Source organism: Streptomyces aurantiacus JA 4570, from assembly GCF_000414115.1.
Taxonomy (GTDB): domain Bacteria; phylum Actinomycetota; class Actinomycetes; order Streptomycetales; family Streptomycetaceae; genus Streptomyces; species Streptomyces aurantiacus_A.
This window is the reverse complement of record NZ_AOPZ01000266.1, coordinates 1-8,054: the sequence shown is the minus strand read 5'-3', so window position 1 is coordinate 8,054 and position 8,054 is coordinate 1. Positions and strand designations below refer to the sequence as shown.

6 protein-coding genes are annotated in these 8,054 nt (G+C 72.1%); 3 read left to right on the top strand and 3 right to left on the bottom strand.

Going from position 1 to position 8,054, the window contains the following annotated elements:
- Together STRAU_RS24465 and STRAU_RS24460 are read right to left on the bottom strand one after the other, a co-directional pair.
- Positions 1–1,183 (bottom strand): sigma-70 family RNA polymerase sigma factor (locus tag STRAU_RS24465; RefSeq protein ID WP_037661629.1); only part of this gene is annotated, 1,183 nt, incomplete at its 3' end.
- Positions 1,184–1,402: 219 nt separating this feature from the next.
- On the bottom strand, positions 1,403–2,197 hold the full coding sequence (locus tag STRAU_RS24460) for a TetR/AcrR family transcriptional regulator (RefSeq protein ID WP_016643069.1): 795 nt from the start codon (positions 2,195–2,197) through the stop codon (positions 1,403–1,405).
- A gap of 373 nt (positions 2,198–2,570) precedes the next feature.
- Here STRAU_RS24460 and STRAU_RS24455 point away from each other — a divergent pair, with 373 nt between their 5' ends.
- Together STRAU_RS24455 and STRAU_RS24450 are read left to right on the top strand one after the other, a co-directional pair.
- On the top strand, positions 2,571–3,926 hold the full coding sequence (locus STRAU_RS24455) for an NAD(P)/FAD-dependent oxidoreductase (protein ID WP_016643068.1): 1,356 nt from the start codon (positions 2,571–2,573) through the stop codon (positions 3,924–3,926).
- A gap of 245 nt (positions 3,927–4,171) precedes the next feature.
- Positions 4,172–5,830, top strand: a complete 1,659-nt coding sequence (locus STRAU_RS24450; protein WP_016643067.1) for an ATP-binding SpoIIE family protein phosphatase — start codon at positions 4,172–4,174, stop codon at positions 5,828–5,830.
- A 4-nt stretch (positions 5,831–5,834) separates the two neighbouring features.
- On the opposite strand, the gene STRAU_RS24445 is transcribed toward STRAU_RS24450, so the two are convergent.
- Entirely contained in the window at positions 5,835–7,112 is a 1,278-nt protein-coding gene (locus tag STRAU_RS24445) for an MFS transporter (RefSeq protein WP_037661627.1), read from the bottom strand.
- A gap of 115 nt (positions 7,113–7,227) precedes the next feature.
- On the opposite strand from STRAU_RS24445, the gene STRAU_RS24440 reads away from it, so the two are divergent.
- Positions 7,228–7,776 carry a MarR family winged helix-turn-helix transcriptional regulator gene (locus STRAU_RS24440; protein WP_016643065.1) on the top strand — a complete coding sequence of 183 codons (549 nt, stop codon included), beginning with the start codon at positions 7,228–7,230 and terminating at the stop codon, positions 7,774–7,776.
- The last annotated feature ends 278 nt before the right edge of the window (positions 7,777–8,054 follow it).

Sequence of the window (8,054 nt, the reverse complement as noted above, 5' to 3'; positions counted from 1 at the left end):
CGGCCCCGGCGGCCCCCGCCGCGCCCGCGCCCGCGGCACCGCCGCCGACGAGCGCGGCCACCTTCGCGTACCCGGCGGCGCCGAACCAGCCGATGACGGCGACCGGCACGACCGCGGGAATGCCGCTCGCGACTTCCTTGATCTGGCCCGCGGCGAGGCGGCAGTCGGCGCACTCCTCCAGATGCTTGCGCAGTCCGCGCTCGGCGCGGGTGCGCAGGCCGCCGCGGGCGTAGGCGCCGAGCCGGTCGGCGTAGCGCGCGCACTCCTCGCTCTCGGTGCGCGTGGTGCTCACATGGGCCTGGAGGTACGCCTGCTTGAGGCCCTCGCGGGCGCGGCTCGCGAGCACCCGGGTGCCGTTGGCGTCCAGGCCGAAGAGCGTGGCGACATCGCTGGGGGACTCGTCCTCGACCTCCGTGTGCCACAGCACGGCCTGCCAGCGCTCGGGCAGGCTGCGGAACGCCTGCATGGCGAGGGACTGCTCCGCCTCGTGCATGGCGCGCACGTCCGCGCCCAGGTCGAGGCCCGCTCCGAAGGAGCCCAAGGACGCGGTGTCGTCGGCGACCTCGGAGCCGCGGGCGGCCTGCGCGGCGAACACCGCGAAGTCCTCGACCAGTTGCTCCCGCTTCGCCGACTTCGTCCATCCGGCGGCGACGCGCCGTACCGTGGTCAGCAGATAGGCGCGCACCGCGTGCTCGGGCCCGTGCCCGGAGCGAACGGCTCCCAGCATCCGGGCGAAGACCTCGGCGGTGAGGTCGTCGGCGGTGTGGGCGTCGCGGCAGCAGGTGCGGGCGTAGCGGCGGACCGATTCGGCATGCCTGCGGTACAGCTCTTCGTAGGCGGTGTCGTCGCCCGCGCGCATGCGCTCGATCAGATCGGCGTCGGACGGCGGGACGTCACCGGAGCCGCTCCGGGCGGCGGGCACCCCGGCCTCCGTACCCGCGAAGGGGCCGCCTGCCGAACCACCGCCGGGACCGCCGGGCGCGGCACCGTCCTCCGGCCCGCGCTCCCGCTGGGTCGGCACACTGGGATCGGGGCCGGGCGCCCCGGACCCGCCGCTCGCGGAACCGGCGCTCGCGGCACCGCTGCTGCCCCCGGGACCGCCTTGGTTCGGCACCTGTCGGGGAGGAAGCCCGCTCGACTCACCCCCGGAGGAGGTGGGCTCGTCCCGCCCGTCAACACTCATCGCGGAACGCCTCCGCACGCACACTCGGACCCGAACACCGGGCAAGAGTGCCACACGGTCGCGCTCCGCCGAACAGTGACGACAGGCAACCACTCGTCCGGGGCGAGTTCCCGGAATCGAGCACTACCGTTCACTCATTCGGGGAATGCTCAACCCCCGTGACCTCCACGGGAGTTGAGCATGACGAGCCCGAAAGGCCCATGTGGGCGGTGTGAACGGCTACGCGGGCCGTGAGCGGAGCCCCTCGAGCAGGATGTCGAGCAGCCGCGACGAGGCCGCCGCCTGCTGCGCGGCGTCCGGCAGCGAGGGAGCCGCCGTGGCTATCACGAGCAGCACGTCCGACACGGTCACGTCCGCGCGCAGCTCACCGGCCGCCCGCGCCCGCTCCACGAGCCGCCCGACGACGTCGAGCAGCGCCGCGGCACCCGCGTCGTCGCTCTCCTCCGCGGGCGCCGGCCGCTGCTCCACGAGGCGCAGATCGGGCGAGGACAGCGGAGTCACCGAGGCCACCGGGGACACCTGCCGCTGCTGCGGCACCCGGGCCTCCTCCACGCCCACGGGGCCGGCCGCCGCGTCGGTGCCGTCGACGCGCACGCGCAGCACCTGCGGCGGCAGCAGCCGCCCCGCGCCCGAGGCCACGGACGTCCGCAGGAAGCGCGAGAGCGCCGACCACGGCTCGTCCTCCTGGCCGAGCGCCGCACGTGCCTGTTCCGTCAGCCGGGAGGTCTCCTCCTCGGCTATCCGTCGCACCAGTACGTCCTTGCTGGGGAAGCGGCGGTAGACCGTGCCCACCCCGACGCGGGCGCGCCGTGCCACGTCCTCCATCGGCGCGCCGTACCCCAGCTCTCCGAATACTTCACGGGCCGCGCGCAGCACGTGTTCGAGATTCCGCTGCGCGTCCACGCGCAGCGGTGCCGGACGCGCTCCGTCCGCCACCTCGCGGCCGTTTCCGCCCGTGGCGACGGCCGACGCCGACGCTGTCGCGGAAGTCCAGTGAGAGTCCTGAATGTGCATATACGTTCCCCCGGTAATGACGTCTCCCCCCGGAGACACTCCCCGCCATCGATGACCGGCGTGCGAGAGCGAGCCCCTGCACGAGTCCGGCAAACCGGACTCGACGAGCGCATCCCCCGACACCCCGACGTCACACGAACATAGTTGAGCCAGAGTCAATTCAGAAGGGGTGGGTTCCGCACGGAGCGCCCCCCGATCGGAGTACGCACCGGTTCCCACCCGATTGCACCCCGCACCCCCACCCCGTCATCCCCCTCTGACCTGCACACATTCTGCCCTGCCCGAGGACGGCACGGCACAGCGGCACCACTCACTTCCTGTCATACAAATTGCCGAGCCTGTGGACAAACACGAAGTGCGGGTGCGTCATGGGATGGTGACGGAACCTGTGCGCATTCTCGTTGTCGGTGGTGGCTACGTCGGGATGTACACCGCGCTGCGCCTCCAGCGGAAACTCAAGCCGGAGCTGAAGCGGGGCGAGGTGGAGATCGTGGTGATCTCGCCCGATCCGTATATGACCTATCAGCCGTTCCTGCCCGAAGCGGCGGCCGGCTCGATCTCCCCGCGCCACGTCGTCGTACCGCTGCGCCGCGTGCTCGACCACTGCCGGGTCGTCGTCGGCGAGGTGCAGTCGATCGACCACGCCAAGCGCACCGCGTCGTTCACCACGCTCGCCACCGCGGAGGAGGGCACCGGCGCCCTCGACATCTCGTACGACGAACTGGTCCTGGCCCCCGGCTCCATCTCCCGCACCCTGCCCGTCCCCGGCCTCGCCGACTACGGCATCGGCTTCAAGACCGTCGAGGAGGCCATCGGGCTGCGCAACCACGTCATCGAGCAGATGGACATCGCCTCCTCCACCCGCGACCCGGCCGTCCGCGAGGCCGCCCTGACCTTCGTCTTCGTAGGCGGCGGCTACGCCGGAGTGGAGGCACTCGGCGAGCTGGAGGACATGGCCCGCTACGCCGCGCGGTACTACCACAACGTCAAGGCCGAGGACATGAAGTGGATCCTCGTCGAGGCGTCCGGGCGGATCCTGCCCGAGGTCGGCGAGGAGATGGGCAAGTACACCGTCAGCCAGCTCCGCAAACGCAACATCGACGTACGCCTGGAGACCCGGCTCGACACCTGTGAGGACCGGGTCGCGGTGCTCAGCGACGGCGCCCGCTTCCGCACCCGCACGGTCGTCTGGACCGCCGGCGTCAAGCCGCACCCCCTGCTCGCCGCCACCGACCTGCCCCGCAACGAACGCGGCCGCCTGCGGTGTACCGCCGAGCTGTCCGTCGACGGCGCCCCGCACGCGTGGGGCGCGGGCGACGCGGCCGCCGTCCCCGACGTCACCGCCGGCGAACCCGGCAAGGAGTGCGCGCCCAACGCCCAGCACGCCGTGCGCCAGGCCAAGGTCCTCGGGGACAACATCGCCGCGTCCCTGCGGAAACAGCCCCTCCAGGAGTACGCGCACAAATACGTCGGCTCTGTGGCGTCCCTCGGACTGCACAAAGGTGTCGCGCACGTCTACGGACGCAAGCTGAAGGGCTACCCTGCCTGGTTCATGCACCGCGTCTACCACCTCAGCCGCGTGCCCACCCTCAACCGCAAGTCCCGTGTGCTCGCCGAATGGACCCTGGCCGGCCTGTTCAAACGCGAAATCGTCTCCCTGGGGTCGCTCGAACACCCCCGCGCGGAGTTCGAACTCGCAGCCGGAGGCGAGCGCCCGAAGGAGTCCTGATCACCTCCGGCAGGAACTCCCCGGGCGGGCCCGGCGTCTGACGAATGTCAGTCCTGTCGGCCAGACTGGGCGTGTGACCATGATGGGCGGGCACACCCAAGACGGGCACGCCCAAGAGAGAACCTCCGCTCCACGCCATGCTGTGTCTCCCCGGGAGGCGGCGCCCACAGCCGCCGCGCCACCGGCCGGCCCCCCGGCCGCACACCCCCGCCCGATCCAGAAGCGACACCACGAGGCCAACCGCAGTGAACTTCACGCGCTGGAGCGCCCGGCTCCCCGGAACACAGCGCCGCGCAGCGGCGCGCACCGAGACCGGCGGCTCCCCGGCACAGCGGGGCGAGAGCTCCGTCCCCGCGGCCCGCGCCGAGCGCCTCGCGGACACGCCCGCCGGCGGCGTCGACGAACTGCCGGCCCGCGAGGTGCTCGACCGCATCCCGGCCCTCGTCGCGCTCGTCCACGGCCCCGACCACCGCATCGCGTACGTCAACGACGCGTACGCCACTACGTTCGGCACCCGCCCGATCGGCGCCCCCGCGCGCGAGGCGCTGCCCGAGCTGGGAGAGGTCGGCCTGCTGCCGCTCCTGGACCAGGTCCTGCGCAGCTCCAAACCGCGCACGGTCAAGTCCCGCAAGGCGCCCGGCGGCCGTTCCTACACCTTCACCTGCACGCCCGTCTCCCTGCCGCTCGGCGCCCCCGTGGGGGACACCCCGGGCGGCGGCGTGCTGGTCTTCGCCGCCGACGTCACCGACCACGCCGAAGCCGCCGAGCGCCTGCGCGCCAGCGAGCGCAGCCAGCGCGAGACCGCCGTCACCCTGCAACGCTCACTCCTGCCCCAGGAGTTGGAACAGCCCGACGACCTGCGCATCGCCGCCACGTACCAACCGGGCGGCACGGACGCCGCGGTCGGCGGCGACTGGTACGACGTGATCACGCTCGGCGGCGGCCGCACCGCCCTCGTCATCGGCGACGTCATGGGCCGCGGCGTCCGCGCGGCCGCCGTCATGGGCCAGCTGCGCACGGCCGTGCGCGCGTACGCCCGCCTGGACCTGCCGCCGCACGAGGTCCTGCAGCTCCTCGACGGCCTCGCCGCGGAGATCGACGCCAGCCAGATCGCCACCTGCGCGTACGCGGTGCACGACCCGAACGAGGGCTGCCTCGTGTACGCGTCGGCCGGCCACCTGCCGATCCTCGTACGCGACGAGAACGGCACCATCCACCGCGCGGGAGAGCCCACGGGCCCGCCGCTCGGCACCGGCGGCTGGCTGCACGCCTCCGGCTCCGTGCCGCTCGGCCCCGGCTCCACCGCCGTGCTCTACACCGACGGCCTGGTCGAGCGCCGCAGCGAGGACATCGACGAGGGCGTCGCCGCCCTGGAGCGCGCCCTCGCCGGAGCCACCGGCACGCCCCAGGTGGTCTGCGACCGCCTCATCCGCGCCCTGGGCGTGACCGCCGACCACGACGACGACGTGGCCGTCATGGTCCTCCAGCAGCCGTCCCGCACGGGCGTGCACGCGGACCTGTTCCGCAACGCCGCCCTGGAGCTGCTCGGCGGCGTGGAGGCCGCCCCACGCGCGCGTGCCTTCGCCACCGGCGTCCTCGCGAGCTGGCGCTTCCCGCCCGAGCTGCACGACCTGGGCGTCCTCGCCACCAGCGAGCTGGTCGCCAACTCCCTGCAGCACGGCACCCCGCCGATGCGGCTGCGCCTTCGGCGCACCGACCGCCGCCTGATCATCGAGGTCACCGACGGCGACGACCACCTGCCCCGGCGCCGCCGCGCCGAGCCCGCCGACGAGGCGGGCCGGGGCATCGCCATCGTCGCCACGATCGCCTCGAACTGGGGCTCACGGCGCACGCCCGGGGGCGGCAAGGCGGTCTGGTGCGAGTTCGCGCTCCCGCGCGCGTAAGCCGCTAGGGGAGTGCGGTGACGGCTTCCGGAGTCTCCGGGGAGCCCTGGGCCACCACGCGGCTCTTCTGCTGGTGCGGGTGGTTCTGCGCCGGGCTGAGGTGCCGGCCGAGGCGCAGCGCGAGCACCGTGATGCCGAGCGAGAAGAGCAGGAACGTCACGATGTACGGAGCGTGCAGCGTGGCCCCCATCGGCCCGCCCACGGCCGGGCCGACGGCGAGAGCGAGCTGCTTGACCAGCGCGAAGGCCGAGTTGTAGCGCCCGACCATCGACTCCGGCGCCAGATCGGCGACCAGCGGCGCGACGGTCGGCGCGAGCATCGTCTCGCCGAGCCCGAAGAGCGCGTACGTCGAGATGAACGCGGCGGTCGCCATGGCCTGGCTGCCGTGCCCGAGGCCCGCGTACCCGGCCGCGATCCACGCGACGGCCCAGATGAGGCCGACGGCCGCGATCACCTGCGAGCGCTTGCGGCGCTCGACGAACCGCAGGACCGCGAACTGCGCGATCACGATGGCACCGGTGTTGGCGGCCAGGGCGATGCCGAGCGTCGACGGGGAGATCCCCGCGGCCTCCACGCCGTACGCCGAAAGGCCCGACTCGAACTGGCCGTAGCAGGCGAAGAACAGCACGAAGCCGAGGACGCACAGCTGCAGCATCACGCGGTTGCGGAATACGTCCCTGATGCTGCCGCCGGACTGCGGCGTCGCGTCGGTGATGCGCGGCGAGCGGGGCATCCGGGTCGTCAGCATGATCCCGATGAGCACCAGGAAGATCACGGTCTCGATGGCGAAGAGCAGCGTGAAGTCGCTCGGCCGCTCGTGCTTCACGATCTGGCCGCCGATCAGCCCGCCGACGCCGAGGCCCAGGTTCTGCAGGAAGAACTGGGTGGCGAAGGCGCGCGACCGGGTGCCCGGCGTGGAGCACTCCACGATCATCGTGGCGAGCGCGGGCTGCATCACGGCCTGACCGGCGCCGAGCGCCCCGGCCGAGAGCAGCACGAGCGGCGCACTCGACGAGAGGCCCAGGCTCAGCGCGCCGACGGCGGCGGTGAGCAGTGCGGCGATGAGTACGGGAAGGGGCCCGCGCCGGTCGATGGCCCGGCCGGAGAAGGGCAGCACGATGAGCGCGGCCACGGCGAACGCGGCGAGCACGAGGCCCGCCGTGACGGCGCCGAGATCCCGCACCTGCGCCACGTACACGTACAAGAAGGGGACGGTAAAGCCCAGACCGAACGCACTCAGCGCGTTGCCCACGTGGATCCGGCGCATCGTCGCAGCGCCCATCGCCTTGGTCACTTTCACCTGCCTTAGGAGTGAAGACTTCGAAGCTAAAGTTAGGATCTAAACAATACACATCGAAGGACTTCAACGGCAACCAGGCCCGTGCCATACTGCGGCCATGGGCGATACCCCCGGCCCCACAGAGCCGACACTCGAAGAGCAGATCGCCGCCTACCAGCGGGAGTTCCAGGACCTCGACCCCCAGGTCGAGAAGATCGTCTCGGCCCTCGGCCGGCTCAACCGCCGTATGAACGTCGCCTACGGCCGGCAGACCGCGACGCTCGGCATCAGCAACGCGGAGTGGGAGGTCCTCAAGGCGCTGGTCCTGTCCGGCGCCCCGTACCAAATGGGCCCCGGTGACCTGGCCAAGCGCCTCGGCCTCACGCCCGCCGCGATGACGCACCGCATCGACCGCATGGTGAGCGAGGGCCTCGTCACCCGTGACCGCGACGAGTCCAACCGCGTCCGGGTCATCGTCGAGCTCACCGCGGAGGGCCGCGAGAAGTGGCTGGAGGCGATGCGCCTCGCCACGGTCTTCGAGGACGACCTCCTCCAGGACCTCTCCGCGGAGGAGCGCGGCGTCCTCGGCGAGGTGCTGACCCGTCTTCTACGTCGCGTGGAGCACGCCCAGCCGGACGCGGGCGGCCGCCTCAGCGACCTCGACTGACGGCGCCCTCGGCACCGTTGCCCCCGTCGACCGGCGGAGGTTGACAGTCGCCTGCCCGATCCGTAAGGTTCTTCGGGTTGCCGCCGAGCTGTAACGGTTCTGCGACAGCAACTCCCGCCGCTCACGCGGCCACTCAAACCACCTGCACGAACTCCCACTGGGATTGATTTCGGCACGCCCGAATTCATTCTCGTGATCTTGTCGCGACCGGAAACGGCCCGATTAGGAACTGCCGGGAGAATCCGCTAAAGTTTGAGACGTCGGAACGGCCCAACAGC

Coding starts and splice junctions, on each gene's coding strand:
- STRAU_RS24460 (WP_016643069.1), bottom strand. CDS start 2,197: ATGCACATTCAGGACTCTCACTGGACTTCCGCGACAGCGTCGGCGTCG.
- STRAU_RS24445 (WP_037661627.1), bottom strand. CDS start 7,112: ATGGGCGCTGCGACGATGCGCCGGATCCACGTGGGCAACGCGCTGAGT.
- STRAU_RS24455 (WP_016643068.1), top strand. CDS start 2,571: ATGGTGACGGAACCTGTGCGCATTCTCGTTGTCGGTGGTGGCTACGTC.
- STRAU_RS24440 (WP_016643065.1), top strand. CDS start 7,228: ATGGGCGATACCCCCGGCCCCACAGAGCCGACACTCGAAGAGCAGATC.